Source organism: Stenotrophomonas sp. YJH_SMC_8 (genome assembly GCF_059371315.1).
The window spans coordinates 167,418-184,200 of record NZ_JCAFUL010000003.1; the positions used below are offsets into that span (position 1 = coordinate 167,418).

Annotated in this window: 14 protein-coding genes; 12 read left to right on the forward strand and 2 right to left on the reverse strand. The window is 67.1% G+C overall.

The window, feature by feature from the left end:
* Window positions 1-24: 24 nt before the first annotated feature.
* Window positions 25-2,013 carry an alpha/beta hydrolase family protein gene (locus AC5P88_RS04570; protein WP_495224430.1) on the reverse strand — a complete coding sequence of 663 codons (1,989 nt, stop codon included), beginning with the start codon at window positions 2,011-2,013 and terminating at the stop codon, window positions 25-27.
* Window positions 2,014-2,177: 164 nt separating this feature from the next.
* Window positions 2,178-2,813 carry a LysE/ArgO family amino acid transporter gene (locus AC5P88_RS04575; protein ID WP_005408523.1) on the reverse strand — a complete coding sequence of 212 codons (636 nt, stop codon included), beginning with the start codon at window positions 2,811-2,813 and terminating at the stop codon, window positions 2,178-2,180.
* A gap of 138 nt (window positions 2,814-2,951) precedes the next feature.
* On the opposite strand from AC5P88_RS04575, the gene AC5P88_RS04580 reads away from it, so the two are divergent.
* From AC5P88_RS04580 to AC5P88_RS04635, 12 genes are all read left to right on the forward strand, one after another.
* Window positions 2,952-3,857: a LysR family transcriptional regulator ArgP gene (locus AC5P88_RS04580; RefSeq protein ID WP_049416399.1), complete on the forward strand. Its 906-nt coding sequence runs from the start codon at window positions 2,952-2,954 to the stop codon at window positions 3,855-3,857.
* 169 nt (window positions 3,858-4,026) lie between these two features.
* Window positions 4,027-4,473, forward strand: a complete 447-nt coding sequence (locus tag AC5P88_RS04585; protein WP_495224431.1) for a GNAT family N-acetyltransferase — start codon at window positions 4,027-4,029, stop codon at window positions 4,471-4,473.
* Between the two features lie 229 nt (window positions 4,474-4,702).
* Window positions 4,703-6,403, forward strand: a complete 1,701-nt coding sequence (gene mqo, locus AC5P88_RS04590) for a malate dehydrogenase (quinone) (protein WP_495224432.1) — start codon at window positions 4,703-4,705, stop codon at window positions 6,401-6,403.
* Between the two features lie 355 nt (window positions 6,404-6,758).
* Window positions 6,759-8,951, forward strand: a complete 2,193-nt coding sequence (locus AC5P88_RS04595; protein WP_495224433.1) for a TonB-dependent siderophore receptor — start codon at window positions 6,759-6,761, stop codon at window positions 8,949-8,951.
* Between the two features lie 193 nt (window positions 8,952-9,144).
* The gene (mdcA, locus tag AC5P88_RS04600; RefSeq protein WP_495224434.1) at window positions 9,145-10,788 is read left to right on the forward strand and encodes a malonate decarboxylase subunit alpha; all 1,644 of its coding nucleotides are present in this window, start codon (window positions 9,145-9,147) and stop codon (window positions 10,786-10,788) included.
* A 10-nt stretch (window positions 10,789-10,798) separates the two neighbouring features.
* On the forward strand, window positions 10,799-11,119 hold the full coding sequence (gene mdcC / locus AC5P88_RS04605) for a malonate decarboxylase acyl carrier protein (RefSeq protein ID WP_495224435.1): 321 nt from the start codon (window positions 10,799-10,801) through the stop codon (window positions 11,117-11,119).
* Window positions 11,116-12,024 carry a biotin-independent malonate decarboxylase subunit beta gene (locus tag AC5P88_RS04610; protein WP_495224436.1) on the forward strand — a complete coding sequence of 303 codons (909 nt, stop codon included), beginning with the start codon at window positions 11,116-11,118 and terminating at the stop codon, window positions 12,022-12,024. Before mdcC ends, AC5P88_RS04610 begins: the two co-directional genes overlap by 4 nt.
* Complete coding sequence (mdcE, locus tag AC5P88_RS04615; RefSeq protein ID WP_495224437.1) at window positions 12,021-12,731, forward strand: biotin-independent malonate decarboxylase subunit gamma; 711 nt, start codon at window positions 12,021-12,023, stop codon at window positions 12,729-12,731. The genes AC5P88_RS04610 and mdcE overlap by 4 nt, the downstream gene beginning before the upstream one ends.
* The gene (mdcG, locus tag AC5P88_RS04620; protein WP_495224439.1) at window positions 12,724-13,365 is read left to right on the forward strand and encodes a malonate decarboxylase holo-[acyl-carrier-protein] synthase; all 642 of its coding nucleotides are present in this window, start codon (window positions 12,724-12,726) and stop codon (window positions 13,363-13,365) included. The genes mdcE and mdcG overlap by 8 nt, the downstream gene beginning before the upstream one ends.
* The gene (mdcB, locus tag AC5P88_RS04625) at window positions 13,362-14,219 is read left to right on the forward strand and encodes a triphosphoribosyl-dephospho-CoA synthase MdcB (RefSeq protein WP_495224440.1); all 858 of its coding nucleotides are present in this window, start codon (window positions 13,362-13,364) and stop codon (window positions 14,217-14,219) included. Before mdcG ends, mdcB begins: the two co-directional genes overlap by 4 nt.
* Window positions 14,216-15,136, forward strand: a complete 921-nt coding sequence (mdcH, locus tag AC5P88_RS04630; RefSeq protein WP_495224441.1) for a malonate decarboxylase subunit epsilon — start codon at window positions 14,216-14,218, stop codon at window positions 15,134-15,136. The genes mdcB and mdcH overlap by 4 nt, the downstream gene beginning before the upstream one ends.
* A gap of 104 nt (window positions 15,137-15,240) precedes the next feature.
* Window positions 15,241-16,608 (forward strand): SLC13 family permease, encoded by a 1,368-nt coding sequence (locus AC5P88_RS04635; RefSeq protein WP_106549399.1) that lies wholly within the window; start codon window positions 15,241-15,243, stop codon window positions 16,606-16,608.
* The last annotated feature ends 175 nt before the right edge of the window (window positions 16,609-16,783 follow it).

The following is a 16,783-nucleotide window of genomic DNA, read 5'->3' on the forward strand; positions in this document are numbered from 1 at the left end:
ATGAACCATCCGCCGCCCTTTGCGCTACGGCGCCTTGCCCTTGCCGTCCGCAGCCACAGTCGTGGCGGTCTTGCCACCCAGGCTGCGCGACAGGAACGCCAGCAGCTTGCCGTAGTACTCGCTGCGATGGGCTTCGGTGTAGAAGCCGTGGCCTTCGGTCGTGTAGTACAGGCTTTCCACCGGCGTGCCGGCGCGCTTGAGCGCCGCTTCCATGCGCTCGGTATGCTGGATCGGTGCACGCTTGTCCTCGCCACCTGCTGCAAGGAACACCGGTACCTTGATCCGTTCCGCAAGATTGACTGGCGAGACAGCACCGAGCTGTGCCGGATCCCCCAGCCATTCGCGCAGGTAGGTCACGCCCGAGCCGCGATCCTGAATGTCACCACGGGTGTACATCAACGGCAGGTCATAGACGCCGACATAGCCCGCCGCACACTGGTACAGCCCCGGCTCTCGGGCGGCACCCATCATCGCCGAGTAGGCGCCGTAGCTGGCGCCGTAGATGCAGATGCGCCGCGCGTCGGCAATGCCTTCCCCGATCGCCCAGCGCGTGGCATCGGTCACGTCGTCCTGCATCGCCGCGCCCCACTGCAGCGCGCCAGCCTGGGTGTGCGCACGACCATAGTTGCCCGAACCACGGAAATTGACCTGCAGCACCGCGTAGCCGGCAGCGGCCAGCATCTGCGTTTCACGATCGTACTGGCCGGAATCGAAAACATCGAACGGCCCGCCGTGCGGCATCACCACCATCGGCAGATTGCGCCCATCGCTGCCCTGCGGCAGGGTCAGGAAGCCATGCAGCGGCATCCCGTCGCGTGCCTTCAATGCGATCGCCTTTACGCTGGCACTGTTGCGCGCGTCGATCCATTCGCTGCGGCTGATCAGGTGCTCGGCCTTGCGTGCCTCGGTGTCGTACACGTAGAAATCGCCGGGGTTCGTGCCCGACCAGGTTTCCACCAGCACGACACGGCCATCGCGGGTGCTGGAGGTGATGTACACCGCTCCACCGAGGGCCGCTTCCAGGCTGCGGTAAAGACGTGCCTCGGCCGAAGCTTCGTCGAAGAAGCGGGTCCTCGGTGTGTCCCCCAGGTACAACGCGCCCACCGGCTCGTGGCTGCCGGGGCGGCGGATGATCCGGTAAGGATCGACCACGTCATCGCGCAGCACGGCATGGCGCTCGCCGGTCTGCGGATTCCAGCTGACAATGGCATCGGGGCCCTGCGCCTGCTGCACCTCCAGGTAAGCCAGGTTGCCGTCGGCGGAGAACCCGACCGCCGTCTCGATACGCTTGCTCACCTGTTCGTCGTTGACCAGCTTCCAGCTCTCCCCGCTACGCTCGCGGTAATAGAGCTTGTTGATGTTGTCGGTACCCGCACCGTGCACGAAGCGCACCTCACCCTGCCCGTCCGTGGTGAACTCACCGCGCCGGACCGGCGATCCGACCACCCGCGAACGCCGGCCACTGCTGACATCCATGCGCTCGATGCGCGTGTAGGGATCGTCGGTGAATGGCCAGACCGTCACCAGCACGTTGCGCTCGTCGCCTGGCAGATCATCGGCCAGGAAGGCGGCAACCGCCTCGACCGTTTTCGGCTGGATGCGAGTACCCGGGCCCTTGCTCTCCACGCGGTAACCCACCAGCAGCTCGCCTCGGCTGCCGTTGGCATCGATCGCGTAGAGTTCGCCGGTAAGGTTGGGCTGATCGAGCGCGCCCCACTTCTGGGCCAGGCCGATCAGCAGGCGCTCGTTGCTGACCCAGTCGAATGTCTGCGCGTGGTTGCGCCGGGGAGGCCGGAAGCTGCCGACGATCTGCTTGTCCTTCAGCCTCAACACGGCGATGGCGGTGTAATCCTCCATCGGCACCGTCGCGGCCACGTACTCGCCCCCCGGCGAGATCTTGATGTCGGTGAAGGTCTCCCGACGCAGGTACTGCGTCAGATCCACTGCGCCCGCGCCAGCCGCGGCAACGCTCCCGAGGACGGCCAGCGAGGCCGCCAGAATCATTTTCTGCATCCTTCCCCCCTGCCTGGACCCCTTGTCCCGGCTGGCCGATTCTAGGCAGGCTGCCGACCGGACCGCCAGTGGCCCACAAAAAACGACGGCACCGTTGCCGGTGCCGTCGTTACCACTACCTTGGAGAGAGAGTCAGGACGTGGGTTCGGGGGGCGTGCGCCGGGTCAATGGACCCCGCGCACCGCCAACGTGAGGGCCAGGATGCTGAGGATCACCGCGATGGTGCCGTCGAGCACACGCCAGGTGCTGGGCTTGGTGAACAGCGGCGCCAGCAGGCGCGCGCCCAGGCCCTGCGCGGTCAGCCACAGGCAGCTGGCGGTGACCACGCCGGCAGCGAAGGCCATGCGGGCGTTGCCGAAGTTCTCGGCGATCGAACCGATCACCATCATGTCCAGCCAGAAGTGCGGGTTGATCAGCGAGAAACCGACCGCGGCCATCAGCACCGCACGGCGGCTGCCGTCGTCGCTGTCAGCCTCGCCCATGCCGCCGCCACCGGCGATCGCACGGCGAGCCGACTTCATTGCGTACCAGGCCAGGAACGCCACACCGGTCCACAGCACGGCAGTGGTCAGCCACGGCAGCGCCGAAGTGAGCGTGCGCAGGCCGGCCACGCTGGCAAAGATGAAGATCGCATCGATGGCCGCACAGGTGGCGACCACCGGCACGATGTGCTTGCGCAGGATGCCCTGGCGCAGGATGAAGGCGCTCTGGGCGCCGACCACGGCGAACAGGCCGATGCCGGTAGCTGCACCAGAGAACCAGGCACCGAGGCCGGTGCTGGCGGAGATGACCGAGAACATGGGATTCACTGCCTTTACTTGCTTGGGGGGACGGTGCCTCGCGAAGGCGGACAGCACCGGAACGGGCGCCATTGTCGCGCCGCAACATGAAAAAGACGAGCTAAACTTCCTAAACCAACATTAGCGGAACTTAATTCGATGCGTATCGACCATGCCCAGCTGCGCGCCCTCGCCGCAGTGATCCGCGAAGGCAGCTTCGACCGCGCCGCGCAGTCGCTGAATGTCACCCCGTCCGCCATCTCGCAGCGGGTCAAGGCGCTGGAAGATCGGATCGGCCGGCTGCTGGTCAAGCGCGGCACCCCGGCCACCGCCACCGCCGAGGGGCAGCTGCTGGTGCAGCTGGCCGAGCAGACGGCCCTGCTCGAACACGATGCGCTGCACCGGATGGGCCTGGCCGACGAGGATCTGCCACAGGCCAGCATCCCGGTGGCGGTGAACCACGACAGCCTAGAAACCTGGTTCCCCCAGGCCGCCTACCAGTTCGCACAGACCACCGGCACCACGCTGGACCTGCGCGTTGAGGACCAGGACCACACCGTGGAGCTGCTGCGCCAGGGCACGGTGCTGGGCGCAGTGACCACCCTGGACGAGCCGGTGCAGGGTTGCCAGATCCACGCGCTGGGCAGCATCCGCTACGCCGCCACCTGTACCCCCGAGTTCCGCGAGCGCCATTTTGCCAAGGGCGTGACCGCGCAGGCGCTGGCGCAGGCCCCGGTGCTGGTGTTCAACCGCAAGGATGAAATGCAGTCGCGCTTTGCCCGGCGCATGGCCGGTGATGACCTGCCCAGCACCGCGCCGACCTGGTGGATTCCGTCCACCCGCGCCTTCGTGCAGGCGAACCTGGGCGGCATGGGCTGGACCATGAACCCCCTGCCGCTGGTCAAGCGGCACCTGGATGCCGGACGCCTGGTCTACGTGCGCCAGCGCGCGTGGGAAGACGTACCGCTGTACTGGCAGCACTGGAAAGGCGACGTGCAGACCATGGCCCTGCTGACCCGCGCGGTGCTGGACGCCTCCTCGGCACTGATCCGGCGCAAGCGCTGAAAAAATGGGACGGAGGGGATTAAGTCGTTTGAGGCCCAAACGTCGTACAGGGCAAAGACGACTTAATCCCCTCCGTCCCCTTTTTCTCCATCCAATCTCCATGCGCCCTACACACCGGGTCCATGCGTGATGCGGATACTGGCCGGCCGATCACTGCAAGGATGCCTGCATGCCTGTATTCGTCCGCGATGCGCGCCCTGAAGACGCTGCCGTCTGCATCGACCTGCGCGGGCGTACTCGCGAAAACGCCTTCAGTGCCGTGCAACTGGCCGCGCTGGGCATCACCGCGCAGACGTGGGCCGAAGGCATCTCCGGTGGCGATTTCATCGGCCGAATCGCCTGGGAGGGCGAACGCATGGCCGGCTACTGCTTCGCCGACCGCGACAGTGGCGAGGTATTGGTGCTGGCCCTGCTGCCGGAGTATGAAGGCCGCGGCATCGGTCGCCAGCTCTTGCAGGAGGTGGTCAGCCTGACCCGCGATGCCGGCCACCTGCGGCTGTTCCTGGCCTGTTCGGCCGACCCACGCTCGCGCTCGCACGGCTTCTACCGGCGCCTGGGCTGGCGCCCGACCGGGGAGGTCGATGAGGCTGGCGACGAGATTCTTGAGCTGGTCTGATTGAAGCTGTCGCCAGGCATGGCCTGGCGCTACCAGGGCTTCGTTTGCCGGGCATCGCCCGGCGCTGCCGGGTGAGGATGGCGCGAAGCGCCGGATGCTGCGTTGCATCAAAAAAGGACCGGTTCCGGTTAGAATCGCAGGCGGATGCTGCAAGGCGTTGTTTCTTCACGCCCTTTCCCTGCTTCATGCGCATCCTGAACTCCTCCCCTCCGCCAACGATCCCGCCCCCATGAAGAAATTTGGCAAGGCCCTGCTCGCCCTGCTCGTGCTGCTGTTGCTGGCCGCCGCGCTGTTCCTGTACTGGCCGCTGACCCAGCGCTCGGTGCCCGCCGCCAGCAACGACAAGCCCGTCGACGTTGTGCTGGTCGGCGCCGGCATCATGAGCATCACCCTGGCCACCTACCTGCAGGAACTGCAGCCGGACTGGAACATCCAGGTCTACGAGCGCCTCGACGGCGTCGCCGGTGAAAGCTCCGACGGCTGGAACAACGCCGGCACCGGCCACTCGGCGTTCGCCGAACTGAACTACACCCCGGAACTGCCCGACGGCAGCATCGAGACCAAGCGCGCGGTCGGCATCGCCGAATCGTTCGAGGTCTCGCGCCAGTTCTGGTCGCACCAGGTGAAGGAAGGCCGGCTGAGCCAGCCCAGCGACTTCATCAACCCGACCCCGCACATGAGCTTCGTCTGGGGCGATGACAACATCGCCTACCTGCACAAGCGCCAGCAGGCCCTGGTGAAGAACCCGCTGTTCTACGGCATGCAGTACTCGGAAGATCCGGCGCAGATCAAGCAGTGGGCACCGCTGCTGATGGAAGGCCGTGACCCGAAGCAGAAGGTGGCCGCGACCTGGATGCCGCTCGGTACCGACGTCAACTTCGGCGTGATCACCCGCCAGCTGACCACCGGCCTGCAGCGCAGCCCGAACTTCAGCCTGCACCTGAACCATGAAGTGAGCGCGCTGCGGCAGAACGCCGACAAGAGCTGGAACGTGACGGTGAAGGACCTCAAGGCCGGCACCGAGTCCACGACCCACGCCCGCTTCGTGTTCATCGGTGCCGGTGGCGCCGCGCTGAAACTGCTGCAGATGTCGGGCATCCCGGAATCGAAGGACTACGCCGGCTTCCCGGTCGGTGGCCAGTTCCTCGCCTTCCAGGGCCAGGACGTGACTTCGCGCCACGGTGTGAAGGCCTACGGCATGGCCGAAACCGGGTCGCCGCCGATGTCGGTGCCGCACCTGGATGCGCGCAAGCTGGATGGCAAGCCGGTGGTCCTGTTCGGGCCGTTCGCGCTGTACAGCACCAAGTTCCTCAAGCACGGCTCGTGGTGGGACCTGTATTCCTCGGTCACCCACAACAACGTCGGCCCGATGCTGGAAGTGGGCAAGGACAACCTGGACTTGGTGCAGTACCTGATGGGCCAGGCGCGCCTGAACGATGCCGACCGCCAGGCCGAACTGGTCAAGTACTTCCCCAACGCCAAGCCGGGCGACTGGAAGCTGGTCACCGCCGGTCAGCGCGTGCAGATCATCAAGCGTGATCCGCTGAAGGGCCCGGTGCTGCAGTTCGGTACCGAGATCGTGACCGACAAGGACCACACCCTCGCGGCCCTGCTTGGCGCTTCGCCGGGCGCGTCGACCTCGCCGCCGATCATGCTGGACCTGATGGCCAAGGCCTTCCCGGACCAGATGAAGGCCGGCTGGGAAGCGCGCCTGCGCCAAATCGTGCCGTCGTACGGGCGCAAGCTCAACGACAGCGCCGCGCTGACCAACGAGATCCGTACGCTGACCAGCCAGACCCTGCACCTGCCGTACCTGGAAGTGCCGGTGGACGCCAATGCAGCAGCGCCGGCTCCCACCGCGGTTCCGGCTGCGGTTCCGGCGCCGGCCAAGGAAAAGCGCAACGCCAACGAGGAACTGCAGGCGCTGTAAGCCCGCGCCTTCCTTTCGATGCAGACGGACGGCCACCTTCGGGTGGCCGTTCGTTTTTGTACGGCGGCGGGTCGGATCCCTCCCGCATGGGAGGGCTCTGACCTGCGTTTGAGCGCCGATGATGGGGTCAGAGCCCGTTGCCGTGGCAACGGGATCCGACCCCGGCCCGCCACTGCCTGGTGCCGGAAAGTCAATGCACAATGACACGAATTGTAATGTTGTTAAGAATTATTTACATTTGCGTCCTGCGCAGTGACCGCGCCCCTCCCAGATGGACCTGATGTGCCCGAAGCCGCCGCCCCGGGTGCTGGACGACTGTTGCCGCCCTTCCCCGCTTCCAAGCCTCGAGCCCCTCATGTCCCTGACCCTGCGTAACCGCCTGCCCCGCCGCGCGCTGCTGCCGGCTGCCCTGCTTTCGTCGCTGTCCCTGCTGGCCTCACCCAGTGCGTTCGCTGCGGCCGATGGCGCCGCCGATGCCAAGACCCTGGACCGGGTCAGCGTTCGCGCCGAACAGTCCGCACCGCCGTCGAGCACCACGCGCCTGCCGATCACGCTGCAGGAAACTCCGCAGTCCGCCACCGCGATCAGCCTGAAGCGCCTGCAGGACGAATCGCTGTTCAGCATCAACGACGTGATGCGCACCGTGACCGGCGTCAGCGTGTCCTTCTACGACACCCAGCGCCCGCTCTACTACGCACGCGGCTTCGCCATCACCGACTTCCAGGTCGACGGCATCCCGACCTACAGCGGTTCGACCAACCAGGAATACGACACCGCCTTCTACGACCGCATCGAAGTGATCCGCGGTGCCAACGGCCTTCTCAGTGGCGCCGGTGTGCCGTCGGCCACGGTCAACCTGCTGCGCAAGCGCCCGGGCAAGGAGTTCGATGCCTCGTTCGCGGTCAGCGCGGGCAGCTGGGACTATCGGCGCATGGAGGCCGATGTGACCGCGCCGCTGACCGATGACGGCCGCTTCCGCAGCCGCGTGGTCGCCGCCTATACCGATCGTGGCCTGTACTACGACCGCTACGACGAGAACAAGATGGCCGGCATGGCAGTGCTGGAAGGCGACGTCACCGACAGCACCACCATCACCCTCGGTTACCAGAGCCAGGACAACAACCCGACCGGATCCACCTGGGGCACCGTTGCGTTCTTCGACAACCAGGGCAACTTCGCCCACCTGGCGCGCTCGACCAACCTGTCGCCGAAGTGGAGCTACTGGAAGCGCGAGAGCAACACCGCGTTCGCCAACCTGGAACAGCGCTTCGGCGACGACTGGCTGCTGAAGATCAACACGGCCTATACCCGTGGCAACGTGCAGAACGTGCGCCTGTATGGCACCGGCAACCCGGACCCGGTGAGCGGCTCGGGCATCTACCTGCGCGCCGCCGCCGGTGATTCCAAGGACACCCGCCGCAACGTCGACGCCTACCTGACCGGCACGTTCCCGCTGTTCGGCCGCGACCATGACCTGACCGTCGGTGCGCAGTGGTCGGACCTGGAAGGCACCACCAATACGCTGACGCTGAACTACCCGCGCGACTGGGCCACCTGCGGTCGCGAGCGCTGCTACTACATCCCCAACGTTTTCAGCTGGGATGGCGATATCTCCGAGGTGACCTACACCCGCACCGGCGCGCGCCGCGTGGCCAAGACCACGCAGAGTGGCGTCTACCTGGCCACCCGCCTGCACCTGGCCGATCCGCTCTCGCTGATTGCCGGTGCACGCCTGAGCCGCTGGCAGACGCTGAGCCGCTCCTACAACGCGGCCGGCGCCTATACCGGCACCAGCGGCGCCTACAAGGTCAGCGACGAAGTCACCCCGTATGTGGGCCTGGTCTACGACATCACCCCGAACGTGTCGGCCTACGCCAGCTACACCGAGATCTTCAATCCGCAGAACTACCGCGACCGCAATGACAACCTGCTGGCACCGGTGCAGGGCTCCAACCTGGAAGCGGGCGTCAAGACGCAGTGGTTCGATGGCCGCCTGACCGCCAATGCCGCCGTGTTCGAGGCCAAGCAGGACAACTACGCGGTGCGTGACATGAGCGTGCCGGAAGGCACGTTGAGCGATGGCAGCTCGGCCTACATCGGCATCAACGGCACCAAGGCGCGCGGCTGGGAAGTGGACGTCAACGGCGAGATCCTGCCGGGCTGGACGATCAACGCCGGCTACACCCACGTCAAGGTCACCCGTGCCGCCACCGACCTGCTGTACGCCAACCCGCCCGAAGACCTGCTGCAGCTCAATACCCAGCTGCAGCTGCGCGGCGCACTCGAACGCCTGAGCATCGGCGGCGGCGTGCAGTGGCAGAGCAAGGTGCAGGGCTACAACATCGCCTACCCGCTGGGTGGCACGGTAACGGTGAAGCAGCCGGCGTACTCGCTGGTGCAGTTCAACGCCAACTACCGCATCAGCGACAACTGGACGGCCACGCTGAGCGTGCGCAACGCACTGGACAAGAGCTACTGGGCGAACCTGGACTACAACAACTACGGCGAACCGCGCTTCGTGTCGGCCAGCCTGCGCTGGAAGTTCTGAGCGACTGGAACCGGTAGTGCCGGCCGCTGGCCGGCTTCCCATTACCCTTCATCGCGTGGAGCCGGCCAGCGGCCGGCACTACCCGGATCAATGGGCCCGCCTCCGCGCGGGCCCTTCCTTTTGCTGCACTGCGGGTTGCACACCACGTCATAATTATGCCGTAATTATCTCAACGCCAATCGGAAGCCGGTCGATGAACCCGAGCTGGGATACGTTGGAGCGCAGTCGCCGGGCGCGCCTGGAGCGCGCCGCGCCGTGGGCGCGCGGCCATCAGGTCGCCGCCGAGGACGTGGGTGAACTGCTGCACGCGCTGCTGGAGCCGGGTGACAAGGTCTGCCTGGAGGGCAACAACCAGAAGCAGGCCGACTTCCTGGCCCAGGTGCTGGCCGATCTCGACCCGGCGCGGGTGCACGACCTGCACATGGTGCAATCGGTGCTGTCACTGCCCTCGCATCTGGATGTGTTCGAGCGCGGCATCGCCTCCCGGCTCGACTTCTCCTTCTCCGGCCCGCAGTCGGTGCGGCTGGCCAACCTGGTGGCCGAAGGCCGCATCCAGATCGGTGCCATCCACACCTATCTGGAACTCTTCGGCCGCTACTTCATCGACCTGACCCCACGCGTGGCGCTGGTCGCCGCGCAGGCTGCCGATCGCCACGGCAACCTCTACACCGGCCCGAACACCGAGGACACCCCGGTGATCGTGGAGGCCACGGCCTTCCGCGGCGGCATCGTCATCGCCCAGGTCAACGAGATCGTCGACACCCTGCCCCGCGTCGATATCCCGGCCGACTGGGTCAATTTCGTGGTGCAGGCGCCGAAGCCGAACCACATCGAACCGCTGTTCACACGCGACCCGGCGCAGATCTCCGAGATCCAGGTGTTGATGGCGATGATGGCCATCAAGGGCATCTACGCCGAGTACGGCGTGAACCGCCTCAACCATGGCATCGGCTTCGATACGGCAGCCATCGAACTGCTGCTGCCCACCTATGCCGAATCGCTGGGGCTGAAGGGAAAGATCTGCCAGCACTGGGCACTGAACCCGCACCCGGCACTGATTCCTGCCATTGAATCGGGCTTCGTGAAGTCGGTGCACTCGTTCGGTTCGGAACTGGGCATGGAGAAATACATCGCCGCCCGTGGCGATGTGTTCTTCACCGGTGCCGATGGCTCGATGCGCTCGAATCGCGCGTTCTCGCAGACCGCGGGCCTGTATGCCTGTGACATGTTCATCGGCTCGACGCTGCAGATCGACCTGCAGGGCAACAGCTCCACCGCCACCCGCGACCGCATCGCCGGCTTCGGCGGTGCGCCGAACATGGGCTCGGATGCACGCGGCCGCCGCCATGCCAGCGACGCCTGGATCAAGGCCGGCCAACAGGCCGCTCGCCCTGGTGAAATACCACGCGGCCGCAAGCTGGTCGTGCAGATGGTGGAGACCTTCCGCGAGCACATGGCACCGGCCTTCGTCGATCGCCTCGACGCCTGGGACCTGGCCGAGCGCGCACAGATGCCGCTGCCGCCGGTGATGATCTACGGCGATGACGTCAGCCATGTGCTGACCGAGGAAGGCATCGCCAACCTGCTGCTGTGCCGCACGCCGGAGGAACGCGAACAGGCGATCCGCGGCGTATCCGGCTACACCGCCGTCGGCCTTGGCCGCGACCGCGCGATGGTGGAAAACCTGCGCGACCGCGGTGTGATCCGCCGACCGGAGGACCTCGGCATCCGGGTGCGCGATGCCAGCCGCGATCTGCTGGCCGCGCGTTCGGTGAAGGATCTGGTGCGCTGGTCCGGTGGGCTGTACGACCCGCCCAAGCGCTTCCGCAACTGGTAAGGGGCTGAGCATGGAAACCCTCGACTATCGATTCGAAGGCCGCACCGCCGTGCAGTTCCCGCGCGACGCGGTGCTGGTGGGCGTGCTGGCCTCGGGCAACCTGGAAATCCTGCTGGAACCGGCTGATCTGGACGGCGCAATGACCGTGCGTATCATCACCGCCGCACAGGGCTTCGGCAGCATCTGGCAGGCGGTGATCGCCGATTTCGCCCAGCGCCATCCGCTGCGCGACGTGCGCGTGTCGATCAACGACGCCGGCGCGACCCCGGCCGTGGTCAGCCTGCGCCTGGACCAGGCCGTGGAAACCCTGCTGGCCGGAGGCACGCCATGAGCCACGCACGTCGCCACAGTTACTACGAAGCCGATGCGCGCGAGCGCGTTGCCGGGCTGGTCGATGCCGGTTCGTTCCACGAATTCCTTGGCCCGGCGCGGCGGATGATGAGCCCGCACCTGGCCCAGCTGGACCAGCCGGCTGCCTTCGACGATGGCATCGTCGTCGGCCAAGCCACGCTGCGCGGCAAGCACGTACTGCTGGCCGCGCAGCAGGGGCAGTTCATGGGTGGTGGCGTTGGTGAAGTGCACGGAGCCAAGCTGACCGGATTGCTGCGCCGCGCAGCCGAAACGCGTCCAGACGGCGTGCTTCTGCTGCTGGACACCGGCGGCGTGCGACTGCACGAAGCGAATGCAGGCCTGATCGCGATTTCGGAAATCATGCGCGCCACCCTGGGCGCGCGTGCAGCTGGCGTGCCGGTCATCGCGCTGATCGGCAGCGGCAACGGTGCGTTCGGCGGCATGGGCATCGTCGCCCGCTGCTGCACCACGGTGATCATGTCCGAGGAAGGCCGGCTCTCGCTGTCCGGCCCGGAAGTGATCGAGACGGTACGCGGTGTGGAAGAGTTCGACTCACGCGACCGTGCGCTGGTCTGGCGCGTGACCGGTGGCAAGCACCGCTACCTGATCGACCAGGCACAGGTGCTGGTGCCTGACGCCATCGAAGCCTTCGCGCAGGCCGCAAGCGATGCGCTGCAACCCGATGGCGCCAGCACCGATACCGATGCGGCACTGGGCGCGCTGCAGGAACGCCATGCGTCATTGAAAGCCCGTGTGCAGGCCTGGGGCGATTGCCGCGATGGGCTGGAAATCTGGGCCCGCCAGGGCATCGCCGAACCCGAACGACTGCCGCTGCTGGACACCGACGCCTTCCTTGCCACCACCGCCGACCGGAGGCTGCCATGACCGCCCCGCTGCAGCCCCTGCTCGACGCCCTGTTCCCGCGCGGCCATCGCATCGACATCCGGGATTCTGTGCTGACCGGGAGCGCAACCACCGACGATGGCGAGGTGACCGTGATCGGCACCACCGACCGCATCGAGGTTGGCGTCGACCACGCATTGGCGCTGGCCGGAACCGTGCTTGCCAGCACCGCCGCGCACCCGCAGCGGCCGATCGTGATGCTGGCCGACACTGCCGGCCAGCGCCTGGCGCGCCGCGATGAGCTGCTGGGCATCAATGGCTGCTTCGCGCACCTCGCGCAGACCCTCGATCTGGCCCGCCGCCGTGGCGCGCGCCTGGTCACTCTGGTCTACGGCGAATCGGTCAGTGGCGGCTTCCTGTCCTTCGGCCTGATGGCCGACCACATCCATGCCCTGCCCGATGCACAGGTACGCGTGATGGACCTGCGTGCGATGGCGCGGGTGACCAAGCAACCATTGGAAAAGCTGCAGGCGCTCAGCCAGAGCTCACCGGTGTTCGCACCGGGCGTGGAAAACTACGTAGCGATGGGTGCGGTGGACTCGATCTGGAACGGCAACCTGGCCGCCCACCTGCTGCAGGCACTGCGCACGCCCGCCGATGGCGACCGCCGCGCTGTGCGCGGAGCCGAACGTGGCGGGCGCATGCTGGCCGCACGCGTGGCTGCTGCCGTGAGCCAGGGCGATGCCTGAGCGGCCCGCCCGCCACACGCTGGCCTGGCTGTCGGCCCACGCCGGCTGGCGCGCCGACGTGGCTGCGCAGGAACCCCGCCTGGCAGCGTGGTTCGCGCGGGGCCTGCCTGCAATGGTGGCGCGCCGCGCCGTGGATGATCCCGACCCGCGCCTGCGCCTGGGGGTGCCGCTGCCGCCGAGCGAGGGCAAGCTACGGCTGGCGCTGCGCGTGGCTTCGCACGAGGTACGTCGACTGCAGCCACCGCCCGCGCTGGAAGAGGTCGTTGCCAGCGGCGTGCCCGACGACTGGCGAAGCGCACTGCAGGCGATGCAGCGGCTGGCACCGGCACGCGTGTTCGGTGCGTTCGCCTGGCGGCATCTGAGCGGTTTGCCGTATGTGCATCCGCGCTCGGACATCGATCTGTTGTGGCAGATAAGGGCCGCAGGCCAGGCCGATGCCCTGGTCGAGCGCCTGCAGGACTGGGAACGCACGCACGCGCGCCGCGTCGATGGCGAGCTGTGCCTGGCCGACGGTGGCGCGGTGAACTGGCGCGAGTACGCCGGTTGCAGCCGCGAGGTACTGGTCAAGCGTGTGGATGGTGCGGCGCTGGAAGCCCGCGATCGCTTGTTCATCGCCAACGGGGTGGCCGCGTGAACACCGTCGTCCACGCCGAGCGACCCTGTCGCCCCCGCGTGGACAGCGCGCGACTGGGCCGCCTGGCCATCGCCAGCCTGCATGCCGAACTGGCCTGCACACCCAAGCCGGGGCTGGTCACCCCCTTCGATACCGGCAGCCATCGCGACATGGATGCTGGCACCTTCCTGCGCAGCCTGTTTGCCCTGCGCCACTACTTCACCGCGATCGCCCATGCTGGCGCCGACGATGCGCCCTTCGCGGTCCTGCGCATGCATGGGCTGGCCGCCGAGGCCGCGATGCTGCGGGCCACCGGCGGCATCAATACCCATCGTGGTGCAATCTTCAGCCTCGGCCTGCTGGTCGCTGCATCGGCACGCTACCGCCAACTGCACGGCCATGCGGGTTCGGCTGCACAGGTGTGCCTGGCCGTGCCGCACTGGGCAGCCGACTTCGCCAGCGCGCCACTGGATGCCAGCAGCCCTGGCCAGCGTGCACGCGTGCGCCATGGCGTGCCGGGCGTACGCGAGCAGGCGGCGGCCGGCTACCCGGTGCTGCGCGAGCTGGCGATGCCCACGCTGCGTCATGCACTGGAGGAAGGCCTGACGCACGATGCGGCACTGTGCCAGACCCTGATGCAGCTGGTCGCGCAGGTGGACGATCTCAACCTGCTGCACCGTGGCGGTGCCGATGGGCTGCACTGGGCACAGCAGCAGGCGCACGCATTCCTCGCGAGCGGCGGCACCTTCGCACCCGGCTGGCAGGCGCGGCTGCGCGATGTCGGCAAGCGCTTCGTCGCACGCCGCCTGAGCCCCGGTGGCAGTGCTGATCTGCTCGCCTGCAGCTGGTTCCTGCTGCAGCAGGAGGGTGCATGAGCCTCGCCCTGCTCTGCCCCGGGCAAGGCGCGCAGCATGCGGCGATGTTCGACCGGGTGCGCGATCTGCCGGCGGCCCGCGACGTGCTGGCGTCGGCCAGCGCCGTGCTCGGCCGTGATGTGTTCGCGGCCGCCGCCGACCAAGCACGCTTCGACAACGCACTGGCGCAGCCGCTGTTGTGTGCCGCAACGCTGGCGCACTGGCAGGGCCTGCGCGACGCGCTGCCGACACCGCTGTTGGTTGCCGGCTACAGCATCGGTGAACTGGCCGCGCATGCGATCGCCGGCAGCGTTGATGCCGCCACCTGCCTGGCCCTCGCGACTCGGCGCGCGCAGTTGATGGACGGCGCCAGCCCAGCCGATGCAGGCCTGCAGGCGGTGCTCGGGCTGGACCGCCGCAGCCTGCAGTCGCTGTGCGATGCACAGGGCGCGTACGTGGCCATCGCCAATGGACAGGATCATTTCATCGTCGGCGGCAGGCTCGCCTCGTTGCAGGGCCTTGCCGATGCAGCGCGTGCGCAGGGTGCGGACATCCGCCCGCTGCCGGTGCACGTTCCGGCGCACACACCGCTGCTGGCAGCGGCAGTCGCACCGTTCGCTACGGCCCTCGATACCTCTGCACTGCAGGCCCCGCGCCTGCCGCTGCTGGCCGGTATCGATGCACAGCCGGTACGTGATCGCGCGGCAGCAGTGCACACCCTGTCGGCGCAGCTGGCACAGACCATCGAATGGTCGCAGGTGATGCGCCAGGCCTACGAGCGCGGTGCGCGGGTGTTCCTGCAGCTGGGCCCGGGCAATGCCTTGGCGCGCATGGTCGCGCCGTCCTACCCGTGCTGCGAAGTGCGCGCGGTGGAAGAGTTCCAGAGCCTGGACGGCGCCGCGGCATGGGTCCGCAGCGCGCTGGAACGGCTGCAGTAACGGGTTCGAGCAGTACGTATCACGTAACACGCAGTACGTCGCCTTACCCCGGGATGGCGGGTCTCCATCCGCGCTGTACGTGAGTCACGTGTCTGGGAGGGCGCATGAGTCCACAAATCGCAACGATCATCGGACTGGTGATCATGTTCATCGTCGCCACGGCGATGCCGATCAACATGGGGGCTGTCGCCTTCGCGCTGGCCTTCATCATCGGCGGGCTGTGGGTCGACATGGGGGGCAAGGAGGTCCTGGCCGGATTCCCCGGCGATCTGTTCCTGACCCTGGTCGGCATCACCTACCTGTTCGCCATCGCGCAGAAGAACGGCACCATCGACCTGCTGGTGCACTGGGCAGTGAAAGCGGTGCGCGGGCATATCGTGGCCATTCCGTGGGTGATGTTCGTCATCACCGCGGTCCTCACCGCCTTCGGTGCACTCGGCCCCGCCGCGGTGGCGATCATCGGGCCGGTCGCGCTGCGCTTTGCCAAGCAATACAACATCAACCCGCTGATGATGGGCCTGCTGGTGATCCACGGTGCACAAGCGGGCGGTTTCTCGCCGATCAGCGTGTACGGCAGCATCACCAACGGCGTGGTGCAGAAGGCCGGGCTGGAAGTGACTGAAATGGCGGTGTTCCTGACCAGCCTGGGCTTCAACTTCATGATGGCCACGATCTGCTTCTTCGCCTTCGGCGGCATCGCCCTGCTGCGGCGTGGCTCGATCACCGCGGCCGGAACGATCGGCAATGCCGAACTGGCGATGGCCGGTGGCCCGCAGGCATCGTCACGCCAGTTCGCCATCGAAGGCCACGGCGCGCTGGTTGCCGCTGGCGGGGGCACCCTCTCCAATGATCCGGCGGCGCTGGATGCGGTGAACCTGACCCGCGAGCGGCTGTTCACCCTGATCGGCCTGCTGGGCCTGGGTGTTGCCGCGCTGATCTACAACCTCAACGTCGGCCTGGTCTCGATCACCGTCGCGGTGGCGCTGGCGCTGCTGTCGCCGCAGAGCCAGAAGGGCGCAGTCGATGGCATCAGCTGGTCCACAGTTCTGTTGATCTGTGGCGTGGTGACCTACATCGGCGTACTGGAACATGCCGGCGCGGTGGACTTCATCGGCAACGGCGTCTCCGACATCGGCATCCCGCTGCTCGGTGCGCTTCTGGTCTGCTATGTCGGCGGCATCGTCTCGGCATTCGCCTCGTCGGCCGCGGTGCTGGGCGCAACGATTCCACTGGCCGTGCCGTTCCTGATGCAGGGCCACCTCAGCGCGGCCGGCGTGATCTGTGCACTGGCAGTGTCGTCCACCATCGTCGATGTCAGCCCGTTCTCGACCAATGGCGCCCTGGTGGTGGCATCGGCTGCGAAGGAAGAGCGCGAAACGCTGTTCCGCCGCTTCCTGGTCTACAGCGGGCTGGTGGTCGCGCTGGGGCCGCTGCTGGCCTGGCTGGTGTTCGTGGTACCGGGATGGATGTAAGCAGGTTCGTGGGGCGCCGGACCATTCCGGCGCCCTGCGAGCGGGTTAGCGTCGGCTGGGTAGAGTCGACTGTTGGTCGACTGCCCTTCGTTCCGACGGCGAAAACCCCGCGCTGCGCGCGATAGTCGGCTGGGTAGAGTCGACTGGTAGTCGACTGCCCTTCGTTCCGACGGCG

Coding starts and splice junctions, on each gene's coding strand:
- AC5P88_RS04570 (WP_495224430.1), bottom strand. CDS start 2,013: ATGCAGAAAATGATTCTGGCGGCCTCGCTGGCCGTCCTCGGGAGCGTT.
- AC5P88_RS04575 (WP_005408523.1), bottom strand. CDS start 2,813: ATGTTCTCGGTCATCTCCGCCAGCACCGGCCTCGGTGCCTGGTTCTCT.
- AC5P88_RS04580 (WP_049416399.1), top strand. CDS start 2,952: ATGCGTATCGACCATGCCCAGCTGCGCGCCCTCGCCGCAGTGATCCGC.
- AC5P88_RS04585 (WP_495224431.1), top strand. CDS start 4,027: ATGCCTGTATTCGTCCGCGATGCGCGCCCTGAAGACGCTGCCGTCTGC.
- mqo (WP_495224432.1), top strand. CDS start 4,703: ATGAAGAAATTTGGCAAGGCCCTGCTCGCCCTGCTCGTGCTGCTGTTG.
- AC5P88_RS04595 (WP_495224433.1), top strand. CDS start 6,759: ATGTCCCTGACCCTGCGTAACCGCCTGCCCCGCCGCGCGCTGCTGCCG.
- mdcA (WP_495224434.1), top strand. CDS start 9,145: ATGAACCCGAGCTGGGATACGTTGGAGCGCAGTCGCCGGGCGCGCCTG.
- mdcC (WP_495224435.1), top strand. CDS start 10,799: ATGGAAACCCTCGACTATCGATTCGAAGGCCGCACCGCCGTGCAGTTC.
- AC5P88_RS04610 (WP_495224436.1), top strand. CDS start 11,116: ATGAGCCACGCACGTCGCCACAGTTACTACGAAGCCGATGCGCGCGAG.
- mdcE (WP_495224437.1), top strand. CDS start 12,021: ATGACCGCCCCGCTGCAGCCCCTGCTCGACGCCCTGTTCCCGCGCGGC.
- mdcG (WP_495224439.1), top strand. CDS start 12,724: ATGCCTGAGCGGCCCGCCCGCCACACGCTGGCCTGGCTGTCGGCCCAC.
- mdcH (WP_495224441.1), top strand. CDS start 14,216: ATGAGCCTCGCCCTGCTCTGCCCCGGGCAAGGCGCGCAGCATGCGGCG.
- AC5P88_RS04635 (WP_106549399.1), top strand. CDS start 15,241: ATGAGTCCACAAATCGCAACGATCATCGGACTGGTGATCATGTTCATC.